25 protein-coding genes are annotated in these 24,609 nt (G+C 50.2%); 18 read left to right on the top strand and 7 right to left on the bottom strand.

The window, feature by feature from the left end; translation table 11 throughout:
• The first annotated feature begins 63 nt into the window (after nt 1-63).
• The 8 genes from AC0YOA_RS00485 (at nt 64) to AC0YOA_RS00450 (ending at nt 8,630) form a co-directional block, all read left to right on the top strand.
• Nucleotides 64-387, top strand: a complete 324-nt coding sequence (locus tag AC0YOA_RS00485; RefSeq protein WP_210040264.1) for a MocE family 2Fe-2S type ferredoxin — start codon at nt 64-66, stop codon at nt 385-387.
• Nucleotides 388-414: 27 nt separating this feature from the next.
• On the top strand, nt 415-1,398 hold the full coding sequence (locus tag AC0YOA_RS00480; protein ID WP_475784929.1) for an aldose epimerase family protein: 984 nt from the start codon (nt 415-417) through the stop codon (nt 1,396-1,398).
• 27 nt (nt 1,399-1,425) lie between these two features.
• Complete coding sequence (locus tag AC0YOA_RS00475) at nt 1,426-2,517, top strand: Gfo/Idh/MocA family protein (protein WP_475784928.1); 1,092 nt, start codon at nt 1,426-1,428, stop codon at nt 2,515-2,517.
• 35 nt (nt 2,518-2,552) lie between these two features.
• Nucleotides 2,553-3,455, top strand: a complete 903-nt coding sequence (locus AC0YOA_RS00470; protein ID WP_475784927.1) for a sugar phosphate isomerase/epimerase family protein — start codon at nt 2,553-2,555, stop codon at nt 3,453-3,455.
• A 27-nt stretch (nt 3,456-3,482) separates the two neighbouring features.
• Nucleotides 3,483-4,571: a fatty acid desaturase family protein gene (locus AC0YOA_RS00465; protein ID WP_475784926.1), complete on the top strand. Its 1,089-nt coding sequence runs from the start codon at nt 3,483-3,485 to the stop codon at nt 4,569-4,571.
• Between the two features lie 166 nt (nt 4,572-4,737).
• Complete coding sequence (locus tag AC0YOA_RS00460; RefSeq protein ID WP_475766904.1) at nt 4,738-5,454, top strand: FadR/GntR family transcriptional regulator; 717 nt, start codon at nt 4,738-4,740, stop codon at nt 5,452-5,454.
• Between the two features lie 8 nt (nt 5,455-5,462).
• Nucleotides 5,463-7,631, top strand: a complete 2,169-nt coding sequence (locus tag AC0YOA_RS00455; protein ID WP_475784925.1) for a dihydroxy-acid dehydratase domain-containing protein — start codon at nt 5,463-5,465, stop codon at nt 7,629-7,631.
• Nucleotides 7,632-7,652: 21 nt separating this feature from the next.
• Nucleotides 7,653-8,630, top strand: coding sequence for a U32 family peptidase (locus tag AC0YOA_RS00450; RefSeq protein WP_475784924.1), 978 nt, complete (start codon nt 7,653-7,655; stop codon nt 8,628-8,630).
• A 91-nt stretch (nt 8,631-8,721) separates the two neighbouring features.
• Here the strand turns inward: AC0YOA_RS00450 and AC0YOA_RS00445 are convergent, their stop codons facing one another.
• Nucleotides 8,722-9,390, bottom strand: a complete 669-nt coding sequence (locus AC0YOA_RS00445) for a GntR family transcriptional regulator (protein ID WP_475784923.1) — start codon at nt 9,388-9,390, stop codon at nt 8,722-8,724.
• Between the two features lie 315 nt (nt 9,391-9,705).
• Here AC0YOA_RS00445 and AC0YOA_RS00440 point away from each other — a divergent pair, with 315 nt between their 5' ends.
• Genes AC0YOA_RS00440 through AC0YOA_RS00430 form a run of 3 tightly spaced genes read left to right on the top strand, consistent with a single transcriptional unit; the run spans nt 9,706 to nt 12,839 of the window.
• Entirely contained in the window at nt 9,706-10,620 is a 915-nt protein-coding gene (locus tag AC0YOA_RS00440; RefSeq protein WP_475784922.1) for a carbohydrate ABC transporter permease, read from the top strand.
• The gene (locus AC0YOA_RS00435) at nt 10,617-11,510 is read left to right on the top strand and encodes a carbohydrate ABC transporter permease (protein ID WP_475766912.1); all 894 of its coding nucleotides are present in this window, start codon (nt 10,617-10,619) and stop codon (nt 11,508-11,510) included. Before AC0YOA_RS00440 ends, AC0YOA_RS00435 begins: the two co-directional genes overlap by 4 nt.
• A gap of 30 nt (nt 11,511-11,540) precedes the next feature.
• On the top strand, nt 11,541-12,839 hold the full coding sequence (locus AC0YOA_RS00430) for an ABC transporter substrate-binding protein (protein ID WP_475784921.1): 1,299 nt from the start codon (nt 11,541-11,543) through the stop codon (nt 12,837-12,839).
• A 39-nt stretch (nt 12,840-12,878) separates the two neighbouring features.
• On the opposite strand, the gene AC0YOA_RS00425 is transcribed toward AC0YOA_RS00430, so the two are convergent.
• The 4 genes from AC0YOA_RS00425 to AC0YOA_RS00410 all read right to left on the bottom strand — a co-directional run bounded on the left by AC0YOA_RS00425 (nt 12,879) and on the right by AC0YOA_RS00410 (nt 17,259).
• Nucleotides 12,879-13,709 carry a helix-turn-helix domain-containing protein gene (locus AC0YOA_RS00425; RefSeq protein ID WP_475784920.1) on the bottom strand — a complete coding sequence of 277 codons (831 nt, stop codon included), beginning with the start codon at nt 13,707-13,709 and terminating at the stop codon, nt 12,879-12,881.
• A gap of 92 nt (nt 13,710-13,801) precedes the next feature.
• Nucleotides 13,802-14,611: a phytanoyl-CoA dioxygenase family protein gene (locus AC0YOA_RS00420; protein WP_475784919.1), complete on the bottom strand. Its 810-nt coding sequence runs from the start codon at nt 14,609-14,611 to the stop codon at nt 13,802-13,804.
• 263 nt (nt 14,612-14,874) lie between these two features.
• Nucleotides 14,875-15,990 (bottom strand): LysM peptidoglycan-binding domain-containing protein, encoded by a 1,116-nt coding sequence (locus AC0YOA_RS00415; RefSeq protein ID WP_475784918.1) that lies wholly within the window; start codon nt 15,988-15,990, stop codon nt 14,875-14,877.
• Between the two features lie 156 nt (nt 15,991-16,146).
• Entirely contained in the window at nt 16,147-17,259 is a 1,113-nt protein-coding gene (locus tag AC0YOA_RS00410) for a GerAB/ArcD/ProY family transporter (RefSeq protein ID WP_475784917.1), read from the bottom strand.
• 204 nt (nt 17,260-17,463) lie between these two features.
• Here AC0YOA_RS00410 and AC0YOA_RS00405 point away from each other — a divergent pair, with 204 nt between their 5' ends.
• The gene (locus AC0YOA_RS00405; protein WP_475784916.1) at nt 17,464-17,832 is read left to right on the top strand and encodes a VOC family protein; all 369 of its coding nucleotides are present in this window, start codon (nt 17,464-17,466) and stop codon (nt 17,830-17,832) included.
• Nucleotides 17,833-17,933: 101 nt separating this feature from the next.
• On the opposite strand, the gene AC0YOA_RS00400 is transcribed toward AC0YOA_RS00405, so the two are convergent.
• Entirely contained in the window at nt 17,934-18,734 is an 801-nt protein-coding gene (locus tag AC0YOA_RS00400; protein ID WP_475784915.1) for a DUF2935 domain-containing protein, read from the bottom strand.
• Nucleotides 18,735-19,000: 266 nt separating this feature from the next.
• On the opposite strand from AC0YOA_RS00400, the gene AC0YOA_RS00395 reads away from it, so the two are divergent.
• Complete coding sequence (locus AC0YOA_RS00395; protein ID WP_475784914.1) at nt 19,001-19,414, top strand: organic hydroperoxide resistance protein; 414 nt, start codon at nt 19,001-19,003, stop codon at nt 19,412-19,414.
• Between the two features lie 356 nt (nt 19,415-19,770).
• A complete protein-coding gene (locus AC0YOA_RS00390) occupies nt 19,771-20,190 on the top strand; it encodes an ester cyclase (RefSeq protein ID WP_475784913.1) in 420 nt (139 codons plus the stop codon).
• 735 nt (nt 20,191-20,925) lie between these two features.
• Here AC0YOA_RS00390 and AC0YOA_RS00385 read toward each other — a convergent pair.
• On the bottom strand, nt 20,926-21,483 hold the full coding sequence (locus AC0YOA_RS00385; protein WP_475784912.1) for a TetR/AcrR family transcriptional regulator: 558 nt from the start codon (nt 21,481-21,483) through the stop codon (nt 20,926-20,928).
• 316 nt (nt 21,484-21,799) lie between these two features.
• On the opposite strand from AC0YOA_RS00385, the gene AC0YOA_RS00380 reads away from it, so the two are divergent.
• The 4 genes from AC0YOA_RS00380 to AC0YOA_RS00365 all read left to right on the top strand — a co-directional run bounded on the left by AC0YOA_RS00380 (nt 21,800) and on the right by AC0YOA_RS00365 (nt 24,609).
• The gene (locus AC0YOA_RS00380; RefSeq protein ID WP_475784911.1) at nt 21,800-22,807 is read left to right on the top strand and encodes an oxidoreductase; all 1,008 of its coding nucleotides are present in this window, start codon (nt 21,800-21,802) and stop codon (nt 22,805-22,807) included.
• A gap of 324 nt (nt 22,808-23,131) precedes the next feature.
• A complete protein-coding gene (locus AC0YOA_RS00375; RefSeq protein WP_475784910.1) occupies nt 23,132-23,605 on the top strand; it encodes a cupin domain-containing protein in 474 nt (157 codons plus the stop codon).
• 97 nt (nt 23,606-23,702) lie between these two features.
• Nucleotides 23,703-23,933 carry a hypothetical protein gene (locus tag AC0YOA_RS00370; protein ID WP_475784909.1) on the top strand — a complete coding sequence of 77 codons (231 nt, stop codon included), beginning with the start codon at nt 23,703-23,705 and terminating at the stop codon, nt 23,931-23,933.
• Nucleotides 23,934-24,258: 325 nt separating this feature from the next.
• Nucleotides 24,259-24,609: a transposase domain-containing protein gene (locus tag AC0YOA_RS00365; RefSeq protein ID WP_475785773.1), complete on the top strand. Its 351-nt coding sequence runs from the start codon at nt 24,259-24,261 to the stop codon at nt 24,607-24,609.

The following is a 24,609-nucleotide window of genomic DNA, read 5'->3' as shown; positions in this document are numbered from 1 at the left end:
CAAATCGTGCCCGGGCACGGAATAAAAAAGCATCATTTCAACTTAGTAGAAGGAGCTAATGTGATGAGCCTGCAGAATTGGATTGAAGCATGCGCGGATAACGACATTGAGGTCGAGGACGTCATCCGGTTTGACCATGGAGAGGGAACGTATGCGATTTATCGTACGGATAAGGGAGATTACTACGCGACCGACGGATTTTGCACCCACGAGCAAATTCATTTATCGAACGGGCTCGTCATCGGCCAAATCATCGAATGCCCGAAGCATAACGGCAAATTCGATATTCCCACGGGCCAGGCCAAGCGCGCTCCCGTCTGCGTTGATTTGCGCACATACCCCGTGAAGATCGAGGACGGCAAGGTTTGGATACAGATAGGCAGTTAACTTCATGCAAAGGTGGAGCGCCATGAAATGAAAACGTATTCAGCAAAACCGTTGGAAAAAATGGGACATCAGATTTATGAATTAACCGATTCCCAAAGCCGTTCAACCATAGAAATCATACCGGAGGCGGGCAATAATCTCTACCGCTTCGAATGTGACAGCCGCCAGATTATTATGTCTCCGGACAGCCTGCCCGCCTTGAAAAGCGAGCCTTTGGCGAGCTTCAAATACGGTACGCCGATTCTGTTCCCGCCCAACCGGATCAAGAATGGAACATACCGTTTCCGGGGCAAAAGCTATCGTCTGCCGATCAACGAGCCGCCCGATCATCATCTGCATGGGGAGCTGTGCTCAAGAGCCTGGGAGGTTGTCGGGAGCGGGGCCTCGCAGGAGGAAGGGGCTTATCTGATCAGCCGGTTTCGATATGTGGACCATCCGGATTTGTTGGCGTACTTTCCGCATGAGCTCGTCTTCACTGTCAAGTACCGCCTTTATGAAGGACGGCTGCATTTTCACGGCACGATCGTGAACGAAGGGAAGGAAGCGGCGCCATTCGCATTCGGACTTCATCCCTATTTCAACATCCCCTTCGATGCGGGTGAACGCCTGACCCTGACCGCTCCCGCCAAGGAAGAATGGCCGGTAACGAATCAGGCTTTCGTAACGGGACTGCCTTCCGTGACGCCATTCGCCGCTGCGCTGAATGAGGGAGCCGCGCTCGCAGAGATTCCGCCGCTCGACTGTTCATTAATCGCCTTAAGCGAAGGGGAGCGAACATGCCGGATCGGAATCGGGGAACAGGGTTATTCGATCGCTTTTCGTATAGGTGAAGGTTTTCCGTATGTTGTCCTGTTCCGTCCGGACTGGGGAGCAGCTTACTCCATAGAACCCTACACATGCCTGACGGACGCGTTTAACCTGCCCTATGGGGAGGAGCGGACGGGAGCGCGAGGGATCGAGCCGGGGGAAGTCATCGAGCTGTCGGCCAGCATTTGGGTTGATTCCGTTTAAAACCAATCAGTAGGAGGAGTCGTGGGAATGATCGATTTGAATCTGAATGTTGAACCGGAAATGCCTGAGCGAAAGGATTATCGGATTGGCTGCATCGGCTCCGGCTTTATCATGCGGGATTGCCATCTTGTGGCTTACCGAGACGCGGGCTTTCATCCTTTTGCGATCAGCTCCAGAACCTTTGAGAACGCCAAGGCGGCTGCGGAGCTTAGAGGAATTCCTCTTGTGTACCGGACCTGGGAAGAACTGATTCAGGACGACCGGGTGGAGATACTGGATATCGCGGTTCCGCCGGACCGTCAGCTGGAAATCGTGCGCTATGCGGTCAAGTACCCTCACATCAAAGGGATTTTATGCCAGAAGCCGCTCGCGATGAATATCGGAGAGGCGCGGGAGATTGTCGAGCTCTGCGGAGAAGCCGGGATCAAGCTCGGGGTAAATTCCAATATGAGATACGACCAGTCGATTCGCGCTTTAAAGACGGTACTTGAGCGCGGCTACCTGGGCGAACCTGTTCTGGCGACGATTGAAATGAGGGCAATTCCGCATTGGCAGGATTTCCTCGCCAATTACGACACCATCGGCATTCTTAATATGGGCATACACCATATCGATGCCTTTCGCTATCTATTCGGCGACCCCGAGAAGATTACAGCCGTTACAAGGCGGGATCCCCGGATAAAGTTCAAGCACATCGACGGCATTTCTCAATATTCATTCCAGTATGGCAGCGAGCTGATGGCGACCAGTCTTGATGACACTTGGGCTTGGCCAGGCGAAGGAGCCGAGAAGGATATTTATATCAAATGGAGGGTCGAAGGGCTGGAGGGCATGGCTCAAGGTATCATCGGCTGGCCGGATTATCCCAAGAGAACGCAGAGCACACTGGAATTCACCACCAAGCAGTCGCCGAACGAATGGTTCCGGCCAACATGGGAGGGCGTATGGTTTCCCGATGCATTCCAAGGGACGATGGCACAGCTGCTCCGCGCCGTCGAGACGGATTCAGAACCGGAAATAGGCGGCAGGGACAATCTGCGGACGATGGCACTGGTTGAAGCCTGCTACAAGTCGATTGCCGAAGGGCGTACGGTCACATTTTCGGAAGCGCTTTCCTGATTTGTTAGATAACCAATTCCAAGGAGGAATCGTCCATGATATCAGTAGGTATTTTTAACGGTTATTATCCTTATTCGCTGGCGGAGAGCATTGCCCGAATCCAGAAGGACGGCATGTCCTGCGTCCAGCTTGATCTGTCGTTCAAGGACATGGACGTAACGCCGGGAACGCTGAACCGGGAGCAAGCCCATTGGATTCGGGATGCGTTCCGGGATGCCAATCTGCCTATCGTCTGCATCTCCGGCTACACGAATATCATTCACCCGGATCCGGTCAAACGGGCGGATAATATCTTCAATTTGAAGAAGCTTCTGGAGTTCGCACGCGATCTCGGCTCCCCTTATGTGATTAGCGAAACCGGCACGTTCAACCCCGAGAGCGACTGGGTATGGGATCCGAAGAACGGCACCGAGGAAGCGTATGAGGAAGTGTGCAGACAGCTGGAGGACCTGGCGAAGTTCGCATACGATCACGGCTCGATGTTTCTCGTAGAAAATTACGTCAACAATGTCATCGGTTCCGTGGATCAATTGACCCGGTTATTTGCGGATGTATCCCATCCCGGCCTTGGCTTGCTGATGGACCCGACGAACTATTTCACAGATACGAATATTGGCCGCGTCGACGAGGAGATCGACCGGATCTTCAATATTCTTGGTGATAAAATCAAAATCGCCCACGCCAAGGACTGCATGCCCGCACAGGATGAATCGGAGAAGCATGCCGCGATCGATGCCAGCGAGTCGCACACGTTCCGGGGAGCAGGTGCCGTTGAACTGCCCGCGCCCGGGCTAGGCATCCTGAATTACGACTTGTATTTGCGGCGCTTATCGAGGCTTCACCCGAATATCCCGATTATTATTGAGCATCTGGATGAGACTGACATCCCCCGGGCGAAACGGTTTATCGACGGAAAGTTAAAGGCTATTGGCGGCTAACAGCAGGAGAAGGAGGAATCGAAAATCATGGCAGAAGCCCGCGCAAAAAGGGATTACAGTATTAGCGGTCCGGAGAATCAGCGGGCGCAGGAGAGGGGACTTGCGACTGCGGAATGGTATGTGAGCCCCATTCCCCGCCAGCGGATGAAGGAGCTGATGAAGCGGAGGGACGGTCCGGCCATCCGCGATACGCTGATTTGGTTCGGTCTCATGATCCTTGCCGGATATATCGCGTATCTGTCCTGGGGGAGCTGGTGGGCCGTTCCGGCTTTTCTCGCTTATGGGATACTATATGCCACTCCGGGCGACTCCAGATGGCATGAATGCGGACACGGCACAGCATTCAAGACCATGTGGATGAACGAGGCGGTTTATCAGATCGCTTCGTTCATGGTATTAAGATCGGCGACGCCCTGGCGCTGGAGCCATTCCCGCCACCATACGGACACCATTATTGTCGGCCGCGACCCGGAGATCATTACGGAACGTCCGCCGGTATGGCGAATACTGCTCATGCAGATCTTCCACCTCTACGGCGGTCCGATCGAGATCAAACGGTTCATCATGCACTGCTTCGGCAGGCTGGATTCTGCGGAACAGGAATATATTCCTCCGACGGAGCGCCGGAAAACGTACCGCGAAGCCCGCATTTATTTGCTGATTATTTTGTTGGTTATAGCCGCTTGTATTTATTATGGCACTATCCTGCCGGCCATGTTCGTCTTTCTGCCTTCCTTTTACGGCGGAGTTGTCGTTATTCTGTTCGGCGTCACCCAGCATTTGGGCCTCCATGAAGATGTACTGGATCACCGGCTTAACACCCGCACCATCTACATGAATCCGGTCCTGCGGTTTCTGTACTGGAACATGAATTACCACATCGAGCACCATATGTTCCCGATGGTTCCGTATCATGCGCTTCATAGGCTGCATGAAGAGATGAAGGGCGATTGTCCGGCTGCCCGGCCGGGTCTCTTCGCTGCATTAAAGGAAGTGACCGCTGCCCTGAGAAAGCAAAAACACGATCCCGCTTTTACAGTCGAGAAGCCTCTGCCGGTCACAGCGCGTCCCTACAGGTACGGTCCGGATTCCGTTGAGAAGCATATCGTGAACTGATCGGCAGAAAGATCGGATCACTTGGATTGTGAACCGTTTCATGATAGAGGAAATCCGGTACCGCTGCGCGGTGCCGGGTTTTTTTTATAGAGCAGGGAGGAAATATCTGGTTGTTCTCCACTGGATAAAGTGATACGATGAGTATATTAACCTATCAGATGAGTGGGTGAGGATCATTTCAAAAAAACCGCTTAGCGCAGCCATTTTGTCCAATCTGGAGCAAAGGATTGAGGGAGAGGAATGGAAGCCGGGGCATAAGCTGCCGTCATTGTCCTCACTTGCCGGGGAGTACGGTGCTGGCGTATCGACAATACGCGAAGCATTGCGCATCCTGGAGAACAGGGGTTATCTTCTCATCGAGCAAGGGAGGGGGATGTTTGTCAGGAGCCCCTCGCATTGGCGCAGAGATGATTCGCCGGACATCGGGAATTTGCTGGATGGCAGTCTGGCGTCATTGCTGGAGTTTCGTGAATTGTTGGAACCGGAACTCGCTGCGCTGGCAGCGGAACGCGGATCACCGGGGCAGATCGTCAACATCAAAGCCGCAGCGGCAATGATGATCGAAAACCTGGCCAATGGAGAGGATTATTTTACAGCTGACTTAGCCTTTCATGCGCATATTGCAGAGGCCAGCTCCAACGAAGTGATGCAAAGCGTGATGCAGGGCATCTCTGATCTGATGCTGGAAAGCCGCAGACAAACGATGCGGATTCCGGGAAGCGCGCAGCGGGCTTCGCATTTTCATATGCTGATCGCCCTGGCGATCGAGCAGCGCAATCCCGCGCTTGCCAGAGATACGATGAAGCTTCATCTCAGGGACGTGAGGGAAGACTTGCAGCGGGTCAAGGAATCACCGAAAGCAAACGGCAGATCGAAGGAGTGAGGGAAACGATGACGATGATCGCAATTCCAAATCCGGTTAATCCTTACCGCGGCAATGTGCAGGGGAAGGCCAACGAGCCCATTACCGTGGCAGGCTTGTTGGATCGTGCCAAGAAAGGCTTGGGCTCCGATTATGGAGCGGCGGTTCCGGACTGGAGCCTCGACAGGATTTATGACCGTCTGGAACACAATGCTCCCCGCATTGCCATCATAGGCGGATCCTCCGACCATCCCGCCCACATACTGGACCACGAAACCGTTTATAAAGCCGCAATGACCATCTGGAATAAAGGGGGCATTCCTTTTTATTTCAGTACTCCTGTACTTTGTGACGGGACTGCGCAGAACAATATGGGCATGTCCTATTCGCTGCAGAGCCGCAATGTTATAGCCGAAGTCGTAGTCAATCAAATGGAAGCGCATTCTTATCATGCCGCGTTCGTCATTCAAGGCTGCGACAAACAGCCGCTTGGCGTGCTGAGCGGTCTGGCTCTGCTGGACCGGCTTCGCCGTTATCGGGGAGAGCATCATGTGTTTGCTACGTTCAGCCCATCTCATGTATTGAAGGGGGGGACGATACCCGACGACGTTAAGGCAGGCCTTGCAGAGCTTGCCGCGAAGGCCGAATCCGTCGGTCACCCCGATATCGCGGCAGATATCCGGGATGCGGTCAGTTATATTCTCCAGTGCTCTTCCAACACTACATTTCAGGGTGTTCTGGAGCGTGCGGTGGAGTATGGTTTGCTGACTGATGCGGAGCACAAGGATTTTGAGAAGCGGCTCGCCATCAGTACATGCGACGCCAAAGGCGGCATCTGTGCGTTTCATGGAACAGGAAACAGCTCGCGCGACATTACGGCAGGACTGGGTCTGGTTCACCCTGCCGTGGAGCTTCTGACAGAACCCCCGGCATTGCATCAGGTGGAGCAGGCGGTTGAAGGGCTGTTTGCCATCATGCACAGGCAGGAATGCGGCGTAAGCGAACTGCTGGCGGCCAACATCGCAAATGCCATCCGCATTCACAGCTCATCAGGCGGCTCCTCCAACCTCATGATGCATATCATCGGTGCGATGGTATATGCCGGCTACAATTTTACACTTGACCATTTGGAAGCGATTGCACGAGAATGTGAAATACCCGATCTGTTTGATTACAGCCTGACGGAGGGACGGGATATCTATGCGCTGGCCCAGCAGTGCTGCTCGGGACAAATCCGCGGTATGGAGACGCTGATCTACGAGCTTACCCGCAATGGTGTCCCGATGGATCTGGATGCCCCGACCGTAACCGGGCAGACCTGGCGGGAACGGTTATCGGATACAACCGGTTTAAGTGCAGACGGCGTCATGGATAATCCGATCATCCTCAGCTCGCCGAAGCGCTCGTTCAGCGGCGTAGACGTGCTTAGGGGGAATTTCTTTAATAATGCAGTGGTTAAGGTAAGCGGAATGACCACCACTCAACTGAACCACTTCGACGATAAAGCCGCATTCGTTCTCTATTTCGAGAACGAGGAAGAAGCGAACCGGAAGCTCCTTGACGTGGATTTCATGCAGGAGCTGAAGGCAAACAGAGTATTTCCGGCGGAACATATGAAGCGTATGGCCATCTATAACTCATCCGAATGCAGCGTGAAGGAATTGGAAGACATCGCATATCCGGAGCTCTTTGACTTGATGACCGACCGGGAGTGGATGCGGCTTGCGGTAATCATCGCAGGACAAGGGCCGGAAGCGTTCGGGATGCCGGAGATGTTCACACCGATGCAGTACATCAACGGACATCGGAAGCTGAAGCGGCTGGCCACATTAATCAGCGACGGGCGGTATTCCGGGGTAACCTTCGGTGCCGCTGTGGGTCACATGACTCCGGAAGCCTATCATGGCGGAGGTCTGCTGTATCTTCAGCATGGCGACCTGCTTCATCTGCAATTCCGTGCGCGCAGGATCGATCTGTTGGATCAGAAGGCATTTGAACTAGGCTTGATCGAAGGCTATAAAGGCGATATACGAAGCGGGCGCAGTGATCTTGGAGAGGAGAGATTGCTCCGGATTCGGGGAAGACAGAAGCTTGTTGCCGCTTCCAACCGCATGCGCGACTGCACAGATGCGTCCCGAGGGGTCGTTCCCATGGGAATTGCTCTGGAAGCGGACCGGGATTGGGTGAGGGAAGCGTAAAATGGGAAGGAGCCGATGAGTATGGAGAAGTCGAGAGCATTGTTAAGAGAACTGGGCTTCCTGGACCGGGAAGCCTATGATCTGCCGGATTCAGATAAGCGATTTCCTGATGGGGCCCAATATCGGGTAGAGATTCCCAGTGTAGAAGGTCCGGAGTCGCTAAAGGCCGTGTTTCAAGAAGCAGACCGTTATGGCATTACGATACACCGCGTCTCACAGGGAAGCGGAATTATGCTGCTCACGGATGAAGAGATTACCGAGATGGTAAGTCTCTGCGCCTCGCGAGGGGTTGAATTGAGTCTATTCGTAGGTCCGCGGGGAACTTGGGATATCAGCGCGCAGCCGCTGACTCCTGCCGGTAAGGTGATCGCGCTCCGGCATGAAGGCGTGGATCAGCTCGTATACGCGATGGAAGACCTGCAAAGGGCGAACCGGCTTGGTGTAAGGGGAGCCTTGGTTGCGGATGAGGGCTTGCTCCTATTGACCGGCGAAATGAAAAAGAGATCCATGCTGGATCCCGATTTTGTCGTGAAGGTCTCTGTCCAGATGATGGCGGCTAACCCGGTCTCCATCAAGCTTATGCAGGATCTCGGAGCGGATACGTATAATGTGCCGACCGGATTAACCTTGCCCAAGCTTGCCTCTGTCCGGCAGGCCATCGACATCCCGTTGGATGTTTATGTAGAAGCACCGGATGGTCTGGGCGGATTTATCCGTCACTACGAAATCCCCGAACTGATCAGGATTCTGTCCCCGATCTATGTCAAGTTCGGTTTGCGCAATCATCCCGATGTCTACCCCAGCGGATCCCATCTGGAACCGGTTAACATTTCGCTAAGCAGGGAGCGGGTGAGACGCGCTTATTTGGGACTTGAGCTCCTGAAGCGGTATGCCCCTGAGTTGAAAACATCCGAATTGGGCGCTGCCGGTCTGGGTGTTCCCATTCTTCAGGATAACTCTATGATAAATAGTGGACAACAAGCATTAGTGGATAATTGAAAAAGCCCTCGATAACAAGCTGGCGCCGGAATCTATCGGCGCCAGCTTAATTTTGGTTGCTCCCTCTCTAGATCATACCTTGAAAGATTGCCTATATTTCATCCGGCTGCAGTATGCAAACATTTTCATCATATATATGTTTCTTCATCAGGTGGCAGACCTGCTCCACGTCCTTGTCTTTCATGGCCTGCAGAAGAACAACATGCTCTTCGTAAATCTGCTTCTGATCAGCATACATGGTTCCCTGCATAAAGAAATGCAGTCGGATCCGGTTAACGATGCTTGACCAGATGTTCATTAAGTTGCTGGCGTTGGAAGCCTGAATGATATATTCATGGAAGGCGATATCATACTCTACAATTCGGGTTAAATCTTTCTTCAGAATACCTTCCTTCATCCCCTCGACAAATTCGGACAAGCGTTGAAAATCATCCCCATTCATCTGGGACAGTCCAGAACGGATCGCAAACAATTCAATACTGAGCCGGATGGGAATAAGAACCTCGATAACCTCGGCTTTGGAGAATTCGGCAACTACCGTTTCTTTATAAGGGGAGGAGAGGAGCAGGCCCTCTTGTTCCAGCGTACGTATTGCTTCCCGGATCGGTCCGCGGCTTACGCCCATTTCTTTGGAGATCGTAATCTCCCGCAGCCGGTCACCCGGTTTTAATTGCCCGTTCAGAATGGCATCGCGGATATCATCGGTAATCCGATGCCGAAGAGAAGCGGGTTTCTGCTCTTTAAAGCTGAATGGCTTCATTCCATTAAATCTCTCCCTTCCTCGTCTTTAATGCATTCATCATAAGATATGAGGCTCCTTCATGTCAAAAATACAGTTACCAATAAGATTGTTGACAATATTACAAATCCATCGTATACTTTGTGAAAATTCTACCAATAGGCAGGTGTTTACTGGACCAAAAAGCCATTGACAGCGGACCGTGTGGCCGGAATTGGGATTGAATCAGTGGAGGACGCCGTGATGAAGGATCAGGTTATCTAGTCACCATTTAACGACATCTTTATGACATCCACAAATGGAAGCGTATACAATTTTGGAGGTGAGTGGCGAAATATGAGATCTCAGCGCAAATGGATGACCCGTACACGCAGAGAAGCATTAGACTGCTATGTATTTATGAGTCCGGCCATTCTCGGCCTTCTGATTTTTATGATTGGGCCAATTGCAGCATCCGCTTATTTCAGTTTTACGGAATATGACATATTGGGATCTCCGACGTGGATCGGGTTGGACAATTACAAGGAGCTGCTTCAGGATCCGCTTTTTTGGCAGTCGCTTAAGGTGACGCTGATCTACTCGATTGTAAGTGTGCCTTCAGGACTCATTATTGCTTTATTCCTGGCGATATTGCTGAACCGCAACTTGCGTGGAATTTTCATCTTCCGGACGATCTTTTATTTGCCCGCGGTCATGTCCGGCGTCGCTGTCGCGCTGCTATGGAAATGGATCTTTAACCCCGACTTCGGATTGGCGAACTGGGTTATCGGTTTTGTGGGCATTGACGGACCGAAGTGGTTCATTGAGGAGCAGTGGGCGCTCCCGCCTATCATTATCATGAGTCTTTGGGGAGTTGGAGGGAGCATGCTGATATATCTGGCAGGCTTGCAGGGTATTCCAACGGATTTATACGAAGCGGCTGAGATCGACGGCGCGAACAAGCGGAAACAATTTTTTCATATTACGATCCCGATGCTGTCGCCTGTCATTTTCTTCAATCTGATTACAGGGATCATTGGCGCCCTTCAGGTGTTCACCGAAGGCTTCATCATGACCGCGGGAGGACCGAATAATGCCACGCTGTTCAGCGTGCTTTACCTGTACCGGAACGCATTCGATTATTTGCAAATGGGGTATGCCTCCGCGCTTGCGTGGGTGCTCTTCCTCATCATTCTGGTTTTCACTTTGCTTGTGTTTAAATCATCCTCGATGTGGGTCTTTTACGAAGGAAACAGGAGGTCTGGCAAATGAAGACGATAACGAACAAGACTGCTGCTGGCGTCCCTGCTCGTAGAATGGTCTCCAGGCGGCAGTCGGAAAAATGGCGGAACGCCTTCAGCTACTTGCTGCTGGGCCTTGGGTCGCTGATTATTCTGGTGCCGTTCGCATGGATGATCTCCACCTCGCTCAAGCTCAAAACGGACGTGTATATCTTTCCTCCCAAATGGATTCCGTCCCCGATACAGTGGCACAATTACAGGGATGCCTTGACCACGTTCCCATTTCCATTATATACGCTTAATTCCGTCATCATCGTTGTTTTCGTCCTCCTCGGGACGCTTCTGTCCTGTTCGTTTTCCGCCTATGGCTTCTCGCGGCTGAACGCGCCGGGGCGGAACCTGATCTTCATTGTGCTGCTCTCAACCATGATGCTGCCCGGCGCAGTTACAATGGTGCCTTTATATCTGTTTTTCAACAGCCTGGGCTGGATTGACACGTTTCTGCCTTTGATCGTACCCGCTTGGTTCGGCAGTGCATTCTTCATCTTTATGATGCGGCAGTTTTATATGGGTATTCCCTTCGAGCTGGAGGATTCGGCGCGCATTGACGGGTGCAGCGCTTACGGAATCTGGCTGAGAATCATGGTTCCACTGAGCAAGCCAGTGCTGGTAACGGTCGCTGTTTTTACGTTCATGGGGACCTGGAATGACTTCATGGGGCCTCTGATTTATCTGACTGATGAAAATAAAAGGACGCTTGCCCTCGGGCTATCCTACTTTCAGGGCTCGGCCCGCTCTTCACCGGATCTTCATCTATTGATGGCGGCGACATTGTATGCGATTACTCCATGCGTGGTGCTGTACTTCCTGAGCCAGAAGGTTTTTGTGAAAGGGATGGTATTTACGGGTGTCAAAGGTTAGTTTACTAATTGGCGAAAAGAGGGATTGGGTATGAAGCGGAAAAGCAGGGTGGCTTTCGTATCGGTTATGGTCATGATTTTGTTTATCCTGTACGGCTGTTCCGGGGGAGGAACGGAAAATGGCGCCTCGGACGGGGCGAAGGAAAAAGTCGAACTGAATTTTATCCGCTGGTCGAATGGACCCGCACTGGATGAAGAAGAAAAGGATAAAATCAAGCGGTTTAACGATTCTCATCCGAATATTCATGTCAATATGACGCTTCTTCCATGGGACGAAACGTTTAAGAAAATCGAAATGACGCTGGCCTCCAACTCGCCGGTTGACCTGTTTTACTGGGATGTTCCCGCTTATGCCTGGTATAAAAAAGGACTCATGAAAAACCTCCAGCCCTATTTTGACCGGGATTTAAACATGGCCGATTATGACGCGGAGCTGTTCAAGCCTTTCCAATTCGACGGCAGCAGCATGTATGTTGCCCCGGAAAACTACCAGACGCTGGTCTTGTATTACAATAAAGATTTGTTCGATAAGGGCAGTGTGCCATATCCGACCGCGGACTGGGAGTGGACGGATTTCCTGAATGCGGCGGAGAAGCTGACCGTCAAGGATGGCGACAAAACCGTTCAATTCGGCACGACCAATTCTTTAGGGGCCTGGTGGGGGTGGATGGCGCTCAGCCAGGAGCAGGGCGGTGCCTTGACGGACAATATTCATGATCCGGAAAAATTGACGTTTAACACTCCGCAGACGAGGAATGCGCTGCAGTTCTTGCAGGATCTGATTTTTAAATACGGCGTTGCCCCGGACGCAGCGAAGGCGAGCGCATTGGGAGGAGATTTCCTAACGGGCAAAATTGCGATGTATGTCGGAGGAGACTGGGATTTGGGCTCGCTGAAGGAGGCGAAGGATCTTCACTTTGATATGGCGCCGATTCCGAAGTGGGATGGCAATCGTGTGGTTCCATACTGGGTGGGCGGCTATGCCATGACAGAAAAATCGAAGCATCCGGAAGAAGCCTGGGAGTTTATCAAATGGACAATGAATGAAAACCAGGAAACTCTTGCCAGGCAGCAGTCCTGGATTCCGGTGCACAAGCCTTCCCTGGAGAACGCGGAACTTCCGCAATGGGCACCAGAAGGCTATGAGAAGGCCCGTTTCGACTGGATGAATTACGGCATGATCGGAGACATTTATCATCTCAACTGGCGCGAGGCTCAGGATAAAGCGATATCCCCGATCACTGACCAGATATTCAACAACAAATTGTCAGTGGAAGAAGGATTGAAGCAGCTGGATGAGCAGGTCAACGAGATCATTTCGAAAAAGTAATGAACAGGACCTGAAGGAGCCGGGGATTTACCGGAATCTTCAGGTCCTTTTCCAATTTTTGCGGAACATCGACGGCGAGCTCTGCTCTGATTTTTGAAAAGCATGTAAAAACGCATTATAGCTCTCAAAGCCGGTTTGTTCCGACACCTCGCCTACGGATGCGTCGGTCTGCATAAGAAGCCGCTTGGCATGATTGATCTGTTTCAGCAAAACGTATTCCTTGGGCGTATACCCGTAATATTTTTTAAACTGCCTGATAAAATGATATAAACTAAGGTTGGCTGCTTCAGCTGCTTCTTTCATGCTTGCGATAGTCAAATAATGCAAGTCGATGTACCGTCTGGCCTGTTCGACGTTGTCCGGTTTCCGAAAAACCGAGCGGTCGTAATTTGAAAATCGGGCACAATGCATGAGAAGCTGATAAATCAAGGCGGACTGCTTCCATTCGTTCTGCGGATCGTTATCCTGCATCCCGTCGATAATGGTCCGGAGTGTCAGGTCAATCGGGCAGTCGGCGGACTGCGAAGAAATCAGTAATATCGGACCATGGAATAACCGGATCCATAACGACTCAAGGTCCAAACCGTCAAACACTAGATACCGCATTTGATAGGGAGCGGCCGGATCTGCGCGGTAGGCATGGGGATGACGCATATCATGCAGCAAACAGTCCCCTTCGCCAAGCCCGATCCAGGTTTCCCCGTGACGGAACGAGCCCTTGCCTTGTGTAATCAGTAATATTTCGTAAGCCGGATAATAATCGCGCTCGAAGAAAAAGTCTTGGGAATTAGGATCAAATCCCCCGATTATCGGATAGTAGAGAGTGGACCTGGCAAAAGGGCTCGGTGTGGAAAGCCATTCAAACTTCATGATCAGCATCCTTTATAAGAGTCGTATTCATGCAAATGTAACATATGAAAACACAAATGCCCACAGGAATAAATCCTGAAGGCATCTGTTAGCTATTCGTATTTCCCTGTTTCCGCAGGTACAGCTGCAGGCTCCTGGAAAGCCTGGGGATCGTCAGTCCACGGGAGCATGCCGAGCAGCATTTTTCGCAGGTTCGTATGGGCTTTGGTCTTAAGCGTATCAGAAGGCTCATATCCGGGCCAAGTGCGCAGAAACGACGGCGCATAGTTGTAGATGACCGACCGCCTGGTCTCCTCTGTGAAATTATTCAGCGCGGAATGGTACGTGTAACCGTTGAAAATGACGGCTGTACCTCTTTTGACACTCATCCGGACATGTCCGGGCATGTCTTCCTGCTTTGCCACTTTGGGCAGGATTTCGTTTGGCATATGGACACTGCCAGGAAGAAAAGCGAGGCATCCGCCATCATATTTTACGTCTGACAGAAAATAAAACACTTTCGCCATGAAGGGAACCTTTTTCTCATTGATATAAAGCAGATTTCCGGTATCCCGGTGCCAACCGGTGTGGCTTTCCTTTTGCGGCGGCTTGATCAAGCCATCATTATCGATCATGACAAATGAATGGCCAAGAAGGTCTCTCATGATCGACATCATCCGGGGATGCTCCATCAGTTCAAGAAACGCGTCATCATACTCAATGATCCCGCATACCTGCTGGACGTGATTCAATTGACCGGAGGCGGGGTTGTGCCCTCCTTTGGATTCCCAGACTTCGAATGCATGATCAAGCCGCTCGTTATGAAAGGATACCTCTTCCGGGGCCAGGAAGTCTTCAAGCACCAAATAACCGTCCCGCTCCCAGCTCAGCTTTTGTTCCACTGTCAGACCGTGCAGTTCCATCAATAATTCCTCCCCAAATTTATTGCGCTTCTGCCTTTATTGTATATTCAGCAGCAGTAAGAAAAAAGGTGCTTCATTGCTGAATATCCACCAAAAATTGCTGTTTTATTTGAAGGCGACTGATCATATCCGAAGAGGATGTGAACTGTTGGGTATGACTCTCTTGCACGGCTGAACGGTAAAAGCTCCAACCGCGAAGAAATTAGCGGTTGGAGCTTTTATGATAGGCGAAGCCTCGCTATGGCGTTCCGAACTCCTGCTTATTATGGAGTAGGGGCAGGGGGGATTTTCAATACATCGCCGACCTTGACGTCATCGTTATCCGCCAACTGATTGTATTCCGCAATGAGCTTTATGTATTTGTCGGAACCGTAGTATTTCCTGGCAATGTTTGAAAGAGTGTCTCCTTTCTGAACGATATGTTCTTTTGCGGCCTCGTCCTTGCTGTTATCGGCGCCAGTCGGAGTCTTTACCGCAAGGGCGGGGATGATCAATGAGCTTCCTGCTTTCAATTCCTCGGTCTTCTCCAGCTTGTTATTCTTCGCAATCAGATCCACATAATCCTTCGATTGATAGAATAGCATGGAGATTTTATACAGGGTATCTCCGGCGCGGACCATATAGGTTACCGGCAAGGTGACCTTGGTGTAGTCGATATCCTGCTCCTTCCCGGGTGTTGCTCCGGCGTCTGAAGATAGGGACGGGATCTTGATGGTGTCTCCAACTTTCATATCATTAATAAATACGATATGGTTGTGCTCTGCCAAGAGATCGACATGCTGCTTCGAATGATAGAACTTCATGGATATCGTGGACAGCGTATCCCCTTTTCTGACGACATATGTAGCAGGAAGCTTCGTCTCCGGAACAGAGGGTGCTGCGTCCTTGCTGCCACTATTAACCGGCTTCCCGGCGGGTATTTCCTCTTGACTGTCGTCTGGGACAGCTGATGCTCCTTGGCCTGCTTCGGCCGGATTCTCAGTCCCGGCATTATCGGCAGGGAGTTCGCCTGGATCGGGCGTTGTCCCGGATGTGTCCGAATTGCCGTCCGGCTCGCTGTTTGAGGAAGCATTATTCTCAGCCGGTACATCCCCGGTCAGCGTATCGTTGCCTGAGCTGTCGTTCTGAGCTGGTTCATTCCCTGTTGTTTCATTTTGAGATGAAGTATTATTTTCTGCCGATTCATTGGCAGCCGGATCATTCCCTGCTGCGGTCTGCTTTTGTCCGGAGCCGGTTGGTGCTGTAAAAACACTATACAATATTCCGGAAATGATAATGAGCAAGGCCGCTGCTGCAAGCAGGATCATCAGGGTGGTTTTGTTCTTCCTCGTGCGTGTGGCTCTGGGACGGTAATCACTGCCTGTCGAGTCTTTGTTCAAAGCATGATCTTCCTTTCCTATTTTAAGAATCTCTTTCTTACACACCATCTATTTTACTATATTTATCTGTCCATAAACTGAACATAAAGAAAATCAGGAGATTGGCACTACGCGTTGGAAGGAAGATGATAGGACCAATGCCGCGAGCGTTGCTTTTTAAGCTTTGGATTTCCCGTTCTTGCCGAAGCTGCGCTTTATCAGGGTTATAACCGCCCCCAGGACTATGGGTGTGGTAGCAAGGACGTTGACGGCCGGCACGATGACGGACCAGGAGATCATGGATTCCATTTGTGTCGAGAACATCGTCAACGACATAAACAACAACAGGAGTGTTAGCGGAAGTATGACGGAGCGGCTGTCCTTCAGCTTCAGAATACGGGCGATTCCCGAACTGAGCGCTATCAATGCGATGGTCGATTTGATATAAGAGCCTGCAATCAGCGTAATACCGGAAATCGCTTCAATCCTTATGGCAAAACCGGGTATCTCGAGCACGCGGGCCATCTCATACAGGGCGAAATTACGCTGGCCTGCCGCTTGGCCAAAGATCATGCTGGCGCACAGGACTACAGCAAGAAAGATGATCATATTGACAGCGTATGCGGAGATAAGCATTCTGCCCAGCGGCTCATTCCTGGCGGGGCGCACATAAAAAAGGAGCAGAGAAAATACAAATATCTCGGAATAAGGAAAACCATGGCTGAGAATCGCACCATGCAGAACAGGTAAGGCACCGCTCGCGAACAGAGGCAGTAAATGGGTTGGATGGTATTTTCCCAAATCGAAGACCAAAATAATTATGATCGTTGCCAGCATAATCATAAGGGACAGAGAGAACATCCGTGCGGCCACTTCGATGCCCGCCAGCGCCGTAAGCGCGGAAACGAAGAGAATCAGGGAATGAAATATATACAAGGGGGTGTCAAGCATCATTGTGGTGGTAAAGAATGTGCCTGCGCCAACTGTAATGTTGGCGATCATTAACACCATTACCAAAAAAATGATTATCGTAAATACTGTTCCGATCCATCTGCCGAATACATCGCCAAGATATTGAATGGAGGACTTGTCCGGGAAGACGCGATGCAGATACAGGACACTTAGAAGTCCGGGAACTCCTGCGGCTGCAGCCAGGATTATGGACATCCAGGCTCCATTGCCGGCTGCGCCGATGACCGGAGTCGGGATAAAGACGATAGAAGAGCCTAGTGTAAACGCAAGCAGCAGCATGGCCATTTGAGAAGGGCTTATCATTTCGTTTTGTTTCATGTCATCCGGCCCCCGTTCCAATGATCCGATTCAGTTGAACACTTGGTATTATTTGCCGTTGAGACGAATTTATACAGAAGGAGACTCGCCAACGTCCATCTGCTTGATTAGTCGGAAAAACTATTTGACAACTGCTGCAATGTTTTCTATTCTAATTATGTTAGATTAATCTAATATAATTAGAATAACGAAGGAGAGATTCGCATGAAGCTTAACCATTTGAACTTATGTGTTCATGACATTACAGAGGCAAGTGACTTTTTTCAGAAAATTTTTGACTTTCATCTGCTGGACCGGAAGGGAGATGCCGTTGCCATCATGAGTGACGGAGAAAGCTTCACCCTCGTACTGAGCCATTCACGGGCATTCGGAGGTGAATCATCAACCTATCCCAAAGACTTTCATATTGGATTCTATGTCAATACTGCGGAAGAGGTGGACCGGTTCTATGACCGGCTTGAAGCGGCAAATATCGGGCCTGATCATGGGCCAAGAAAAATCAGGGATGGTTACAGCCTTTATTTCAATGCAATTGACGGACTTTTATTCGAAGTGACATGCCTGAATCGTTGATCAACCCTTACCAAAGCAAAAACGGCAGCTAAACCCGCACGGGCTTGAACTGCCGTTCCTGTTTGGAGCATGTTTATGGACAAAAGAACAGAGCGCAGATTTCAGCTTTCTACCCGAGGCGTGGTCGGATCGCAGTCCGGCACGGATATTTCCCCGGATTGTGCGAGCTTTTTCAAATAATAGCATTCTTCGCGGTACATATGATCCGGAAGAAGCGGATTCAAGCTGCCTAGCAGCTCCTCGCTCAAATCAAGCTGCTCCAATTCCTTCAAAAAGGCCATAAACATGGCCATTTCCAAATTAATGTCCCGATGGAATCGCACAAACGACGGATACTGCTTTCTCATCGTCCGCAAATAACCGGCCAGTTCAATGGCTTTCAAATAAAAGTCGCTAAAATGCTGTTCGAACATTTTGCTCCTGGCAAACAGCTGCCTCTCGACCAGGTCCAGGTTGCTTGCGAGGGCTGAAGAATGAAAAGCGGCATCCGAAAGCCATAACAGATCATGATGAAGGGGAGGGTAATGCGGTACGGATTTGCCTGCAAGCAGTTCGTCAAGGATGCGAATATATTCTTCTATCTCGTTTATCATATGATTCAGAAAGGAAGGTGTAATATTGATTTTGACGGCGCCAAGCAGGGATCGTTCCAGCAAATTCAATTTATAGCTGCGCAGGCTGACTGCTGCACGATGGGCAGAATGGTTCAATTCCGAAAGCTGCGCAGCGTCAAGCGGCCCCCGGGATCGTTCAAGCAGCAAATCGAACTGGCGAATGAATTGTCCCGATGCTTCGATATCCTTGTGTTCGACAGGGTATAGGGTGTTATGAATAAACCGCGAATGATCTCCCAAAATTTGCAGCCAAAATTGATGCTCGAATTGCGCTTCATGATCCGGCATGGCGTTCAACTCCCCGCAGTTCATATGTTCCAATGTATGAGATAATTCTCCGGGGTATTCATTTTCGCTTGAACGGCCGGCATAATTCGCGGCAAGGTATAATCAAATAAATAAAATAACTAGTGAGTTCGGACACATCAGCCATTGAAAAACAAATTTCACTGAAGGATCCGCTAAGGCCAAGGCCGCTTTATTTTAATTTGAAGAAGAAATGGGTAACATGTAGGAATGCAACGTGATCGCAATTACAGGAGGAATTTAGAACAATGAAGGAGCTTTATTCGACAAGCGTCAAGGCGATTGGAGGCCGGGACGGCAGGCTGGAGTCGAGCGACGGCATGCTGATCCTTAATGTGGTACATCCGAAGGAGCTGGGAGGACCGGGAGGGGCAACCAATCCAGAGCAGTTGTTTGCGGGCGGATACGCGGCATGCTTCGAGAGCGCGCTCAATGTAGTGTGCCGGGAAAGGAAAATCAAACCAGACAATACGGAAGTGACGGCGCACGTGACTCTTGGTAAAGATGAAGCAGATCATTTTAAGCTTGCAGTCAAACTCGACATCGCCTTGTCTGGTGTGGAACGGGACGCGGCTCGGGAACTCGTCGAAGCGGCGCATGACGTGTGTCCGTATTCGAGGGTGACTCGCGGCAATATAGACGTCCAGTTAAACGTGATGTAAAAAATCCGCAAACAAACCGCTTAAAGCGCTGGGGTACAGCAGCTGTTTTAAACGGTTTGTTTGCGTTTTGATACCGCTGCTATAAGGTTTAGCTTGCAAACCTAAATCTCTGGACTAGTTCGCTACCGAAAGGAACTTTATAGTTCAGCCGCTGACCAGCGTATTATGGTGGTTTTCTATTAAAGTAACTGGAGTTTAACACAACTTTTTATAAGCAAAGACGTCTCTTGGATAAAGCGTTGAATGGAGTACATATAGAACATATATTTTCATTCTGGTGGTGATGATAATACTGTTCGGGGTACTGGGGCATGGTAAGAGTTAAACCAAATATATGCATGAGGTGATTATGACAGATGGCTTTATACGGCAGTCACGGCGAAGAACTTCTCACGGAGTTATGGGCCAAAGTCTACAACCATCCACAGGATCTCGACGCGATCGACCGTCTCTGCATCGATGACTTCATCCTCTCGAACCCAGATGGTGAAGTCGTGGGTCGCGCTGCATTCAAGGAGTGGGCACGCGCCTTCACCTCGAAGATCCGCGACATAAGGCTGAAGAGCCTCGACATGTTCAGCAGCGCCGATGGCACGCGCGTCGTTTCGCGCTGGGTAGTCACGGGGTTCAACCAAGGTGTACTCGGTTCCCCGCCCGACGATCGCCCGATTCAGATCTCCGGCATCGCGGTATGGGAGGTTCGCGATGGTAAGCTCGCCCACAACTGGGTCGAGCGAAGCGCATATGAGCTTTCGCAGCAGCTCGCGAAGCCGTGAAGTAGCAAGGCAGCGGACGTGGCCATATTGTAGGTTGTCCCACTCATATTAGATAAATTAACCGATGATATTGGGGAAGAATGGATACAACGGTTCCGTGGCGAGTGGCATAGAAGCTAGTTGAGTAACAATTGTAGTACATGTATATCCCCGCCGCCCGACATGCCGGCATTCGATCTTCAGCCTTGTCGTCAATAATCTCCGCAGCAGCGTTACGTTGGTCCGAAGCTCCCCGGTAAAGCTTTCCTGGGTCCCCGAAGGGTCGGTTCGTTCGTCGACTCTTCGATAGCCCGGGGCATTTTTTCGCCACGTCGACCAGGTGGGCGGCAATCCCGCTGAAGCCGGTTATCTTCATCGATTGCAGAACATTGCAGAAACGGTAAACAGACCCTGCCCGCGCAGCTGGGCGACACTGCTGATTTTCGCTCTTGTTCTTGCGGCAAACCTTTGTGAATAAAGGGCTTTCAACACATTCGCGTAAATGATTCTTTATTGACCATTCCCTCCGCGTAAATAAAACCAAGAACAAAGATCACCCGCCAATACACCACACAGTCAAGCCAATACACCACACAGTCAACAGGTTACTACAGTTTAGTGCATCTCCGGCGGTGCACACTTCAATTTGCGTAGATTTTTGCTATTTAAGGCATCTTACTGATTAAGGGAATAAAAAAGCGCAAAAAAGCCCCCTAATAGTAGGCTTTTCCGATAGCAGAGACGAACCATTCCTCTCTAAGAGGTAAGAATGATTCGGAGCAAGTCTTCAATCATTTGGCGAAGCTCCGAAGAGTTTCTGGCGACAATTTTAAACCCGCGCAATGCGCTTGTTAAAAGATGCGCCAATTTCTCTGGAGAAAGGCTGTTTGGGCTGCAGGCGAATTTCGATCGCGATTCCAAAATAGAGGTTAGAACGACTTCAAGTTTATTGTAGCTCGCGTCGAGTGCCTCCTGGGCGAATACGTAAGAGCTGTCGGTCATTTCTTTTACTTCCGGCGAGTTCAACGACTGATCGAAATTGTTTATAGACCACACTTCGAACGCATATATAATTTTGTCTTCAGGCGTTTTCCTGGAAGAAAGTCCTTTCACTATTTCTTCAATGAGAGTGTCGCCATAATGTAGAATCGATGCGTTAAAAACTTCCTCCTTGTTCTTGAAGTGCAAATAGAGACCCGCACGCGAAATACCGGCGGCCTCTGCTATTTCATTCATTGATACTCGCTTATAGCCATACTTGAAGAACACGTCCAACGCAACGGATAGAATATGCAGCTTCTTTTTGTCGTCCATGAATTTATTATTATACACTTTACAAACTTTGTCTAGTCGTATAATATAGACGAATAGACAAATAACGTTTATTGTCTAAATTACAAATAAGGGAGACCTGTTACGATGACAACAATCTAAAAACCTTACATTCGGGAACCACCGCCTAAATTGGCACTTGCGGGATCGCGACCTCCGAAGACTAGAAACGAAGCGAGTTCTTTCCAACGCGGGAGCAATTGTTATAATCGCTATCCCGATATTAGGAAGGCACAAGTCAGCTATATAAAAATTCAAGTCATATTTTTCATAAAACATTCTAAAGGAGATCTTTTATATGACAACTAAGCAAACACCCATCAGCTCCGGCTTTGGAGCTTCCTCGACAGCTGAAGACGTTATCAAGGGTATCGATCTGTCCGGCAAAATTGCAATCGTCACCGGCGGCTATTCCGGACTCGGTCTTGAGACTGCGCGTGTGCTGCGTTCTGCTGGCGCCAAGGTCATCGTCCCGACGCGTGATCGCAACAAAGCCGCGGCTGCGCTTGCGGACATCGATGGCATCGAAATTGAAATGATGGACTTACTGGACCCTGCCTCAATCGATGCCTTTGCAGAGAAGTTTCTTGCCTCCGGCCAGCCGCTGCACATCCTGGTAAACAGCGCAGGCATTATGGCATCTCCAATGACACGCGATTCGCGAGGATATGAATCGCAATTCGCGACGAACCATCTGGGCCATTTCCAGCTTGTAGCGCGGCTTTGGCCCGCGCTGCGCAAGGCTCACGGCGCACGGGTGGTCTCAGTTTCGTCCTGGGGGCATCACTTTTCCCCTGTCGTGTTCGATGATCCCAATTTCGAGCAACGCGAATATGAGCGCTGGGGGGCCTACGGTCAGTCGAAGACGGCCAACATTCTTTTCTCGGTCGCGCTTGACAAGCGTGGACAGGCCGACGGCGTGCGCTCCTTTTCCCTTCATCCGGGCAGCATCGTCGGCACCGGTCTCGAAAAACATCTTTCGAATGAGGATCTGCTCGCGGCGGGCGTCATCGACGAAAACGGACAGCCGGTTCTCGACCCAACGAAAAATCTCAAGACGGTTGGGCAAGGGGCTGCTACCAGCGTATGGTGTGCGACGAGCCCACAGCTTGACAATATGGGCGGCGTCTATTGCGAGAACTGCGATATCACAGCTCTGGGGCAGGACGCTGAGTCCGAATTTCAATTGGACAACAATTCGACATTAACGGACTCCGGCGTGATGCCATATGCGATCGATCCCAAGGCGGCCGATCGACTCTGGAGCCTTAGTGAACAGCTGATAGGTTTAACGTTTGCCATATAGAAGAAAAGTGCTAAGGCAGCAGAACGCCTTTACTCGCTGAAGGCTTTCTGCCGCCTTATATTCTCACGGTAAAAGTTCGTTTGACGTTTGAGTCCGATAAAAAGAAAGCGGATATGCAATCTTAAAATCCGAAGTTATATAACCAGTATAGGTGTCGTCTTGATCAGAGATGCTTATTCATCCCAAGGCAGTGGAAATTAAGCAAGCCAATGGGTGGACATTAGCCAGACAGCCGAGTACTTCCCTGAAAAAATTCGGAAGCCCATTAATAGAATATCTCATGCGTTGTAGAAAAAGACCGGATAGAGTAAAGGAGAATGAAAAATGGAACAGACAAATAAAACCGTAACCGGAGCAGCCGTTACTTTCGCGAAGGATCTCGAATGGTTCGACACGATGCCGGGCGAACAAATGGCCATTCGCATCCACAGCAATCAAGTTGGAGGAGCGATAACCGTCGTCGAAGCGCGTGTACCGGCTTTGATTGGTCCCCCGAAGCATATTCATAAGGAACGGGAAGAGGTATTCGAGATTCTTGAAGGAACGTTCCGTTTCCAATGCGGAGAGGATGAATTTGAAGCTACTCCAGGAACAAGCGTCGTGGTTCCCCGCGGCGTACCTCACGCGTGGGCTAACGTCGGATCCGAAATGGGACGTATCCTTTTCACCTTCGCACCTGGCGGTATTGACGATTTCTTCCCTGCAATCGGCCGACATTCACTCGAGGAAATTGGGCGACTGGCCGAGCAGAATGACACTCTGATTGTTGGGCCTCCAATGCTTCAGCAATCCCGCTAACATTTGGAACCTGACTATAGGACTTCATATAATTAATCAAACATTATGCTGCAATACCGGGAACGACTCGCGAACATAAAAACTTTTTTGCATGAGGATGTTTCAAAGTGTTGCTGACCAGGATGGTCTGAAATTTAACTACGATACAGCCAAGCCCACCAATACATTTAAGGCCAATCTCCTGATGCAGTATGTCATGCAATTTGGCAAAGCGGATGATTTGATGGAAAGGCTGTACCGGGCGTACTTCTCGAATTATTTGTTCCTGGATGATCCGATTACCTTATTAGTTAACCTTGCCGTACAATCTTTATTTGATGAACCATAATGAAATTGATACGATTGTAGGTTATATGACGGTGACGGAAGGACCAACATTCAACGGGTTAAAACCGAACACCGTCTTAAGCTAGCAAAATTTTGGGAATCGGCCAGGGCAGGGAGTGCTTGAGATTGGCTGCGGTCAAGGCGAGGGAGTTCAATGATGGCAGCGACGAACCAGCCCTTTGAGGGGCTGGTTTTTTAAATACATAAAGATAAGGTATGTGTTGAAACTGTCGTTACACCCGAATACGAAGCGACCATTACGAGGCAGGATGCAAAAATTGCAGAACTCACCGCTAAACTGAACTGGTCATCAAGAGCAGTTCCGGCTGGCTCAGCAAAAGCGTTTCGGCGCTTCGAGCGAAAAAACAAATCCGGATCAGGTTGCGGATTCAGAAGAACAGCAATTAGAAACCGTCACTTACAATCGTAAGAAGGCGGTCGGCAATCGAGAGACAAGCACCAAACTGGAAATAATGGAAAACATGATAACGGCGATTCGTCCACTTGGCCCGCGGCGCCTCAATATATGCCTTAAGAAGTCTGGGGATTATTTGAAAGGAATTAAATATACCGCATGCAATAGGCGAAAAATATGGCTGCTGCAGAAAATTCTGCAAGCAGCTTTATTGTTCTCTATTCATGATTCAAACGATTGTAACTCTATTTATAAAATTTGA

The organism is Paenibacillus sp. JT22N12 (genome assembly GCF_056269365.1).
Note: the sequence above shows the minus strand (reverse complement) of the source record. Positions and strands in the feature narration are given on the sequence as shown.

Excerpts from the sequence above, each read along its gene's own strand:
- AC0YOA_RS00425 (WP_475784920.1), bottom strand. The coding sequence starts at position 13,709 with ATGAAGTTTGAATGGCTTTCCACACCGAGCCCTTTTGCCAGGTCCACT.
- AC0YOA_RS00395 (WP_475784914.1), top strand. The coding sequence starts at position 19,001 with ATGAAGGAGCTTTATTCGACAAGCGTCAAGGCGATTGGAGGCCGGGAC.
- AC0YOA_RS00405 (WP_475784916.1), top strand. The coding sequence starts at position 17,464 with ATGAAGCTTAACCATTTGAACTTATGTGTTCATGACATTACAGAGGCA.
- AC0YOA_RS00475 (WP_475784928.1), top strand. The coding sequence starts at position 1,426 with ATGATCGATTTGAATCTGAATGTTGAACCGGAAATGCCTGAGCGAAAG.
- AC0YOA_RS00430 (WP_475784921.1), top strand. The coding sequence starts at position 11,541 with ATGAAGCGGAAAAGCAGGGTGGCTTTCGTATCGGTTATGGTCATGATT.
- AC0YOA_RS00410 (WP_475784917.1), bottom strand. The coding sequence starts at position 17,259 with ATGAAACAAAACGAAATGATAAGCCCTTCTCAAATGGCCATGCTGCTG.
- AC0YOA_RS00445 (WP_475784923.1), bottom strand. The coding sequence starts at position 9,390 with ATGAAGCCATTCAGCTTTAAAGAGCAGAAACCCGCTTCTCTTCGGCAT.
- AC0YOA_RS00370 (WP_475784909.1), top strand. The coding sequence starts at position 23,703 with ATGTTTCAAAGTGTTGCTGACCAGGATGGTCTGAAATTTAACTACGAT.
- AC0YOA_RS00440 (WP_475784922.1), top strand. The coding sequence starts at position 9,706 with ATGAGATCTCAGCGCAAATGGATGACCCGTACACGCAGAGAAGCATTA.
- AC0YOA_RS00420 (WP_475784919.1), bottom strand. The coding sequence starts at position 14,611 with ATGGAACTGCACGGTCTGACAGTGGAACAAAAGCTGAGCTGGGAGCGG.
- AC0YOA_RS00375 (WP_475784910.1), top strand. The coding sequence starts at position 23,132 with ATGGAACAGACAAATAAAACCGTAACCGGAGCAGCCGTTACTTTCGCG.
- AC0YOA_RS00380 (WP_475784911.1), top strand. The coding sequence starts at position 21,800 with ATGACAACTAAGCAAACACCCATCAGCTCCGGCTTTGGAGCTTCCTCG.
- AC0YOA_RS00400 (WP_475784915.1), bottom strand. The coding sequence starts at position 18,734 with ATGCCGGATCATGAAGCGCAATTCGAGCATCAATTTTGGCTGCAAATT.
- AC0YOA_RS00390 (WP_475784913.1), top strand. The coding sequence starts at position 19,771 with ATGGCTTTATACGGCAGTCACGGCGAAGAACTTCTCACGGAGTTATGG.
- AC0YOA_RS00435 (WP_475766912.1), top strand. The coding sequence starts at position 10,617 with ATGAAGACGATAACGAACAAGACTGCTGCTGGCGTCCCTGCTCGTAGA.
- AC0YOA_RS00455 (WP_475784925.1), top strand. The coding sequence starts at position 5,463 with ATGACGATGATCGCAATTCCAAATCCGGTTAATCCTTACCGCGGCAAT.
- AC0YOA_RS00465 (WP_475784926.1), top strand. The coding sequence starts at position 3,483 with ATGGCAGAAGCCCGCGCAAAAAGGGATTACAGTATTAGCGGTCCGGAG.
- AC0YOA_RS00485 (WP_210040264.1), top strand. The coding sequence starts at position 64 with ATGAGCCTGCAGAATTGGATTGAAGCATGCGCGGATAACGACATTGAG.
- AC0YOA_RS00385 (WP_475784912.1), bottom strand. The coding sequence starts at position 21,483 with ATGGACGACAAAAAGAAGCTGCATATTCTATCCGTTGCGTTGGACGTG.
- AC0YOA_RS00450 (WP_475784924.1), top strand. The coding sequence starts at position 7,653 with ATGGAGAAGTCGAGAGCATTGTTAAGAGAACTGGGCTTCCTGGACCGG.
- AC0YOA_RS00470 (WP_475784927.1), top strand. The coding sequence starts at position 2,553 with ATGATATCAGTAGGTATTTTTAACGGTTATTATCCTTATTCGCTGGCG.
- AC0YOA_RS00480 (WP_475784929.1), top strand. The coding sequence starts at position 415 with ATGAAAACGTATTCAGCAAAACCGTTGGAAAAAATGGGACATCAGATT.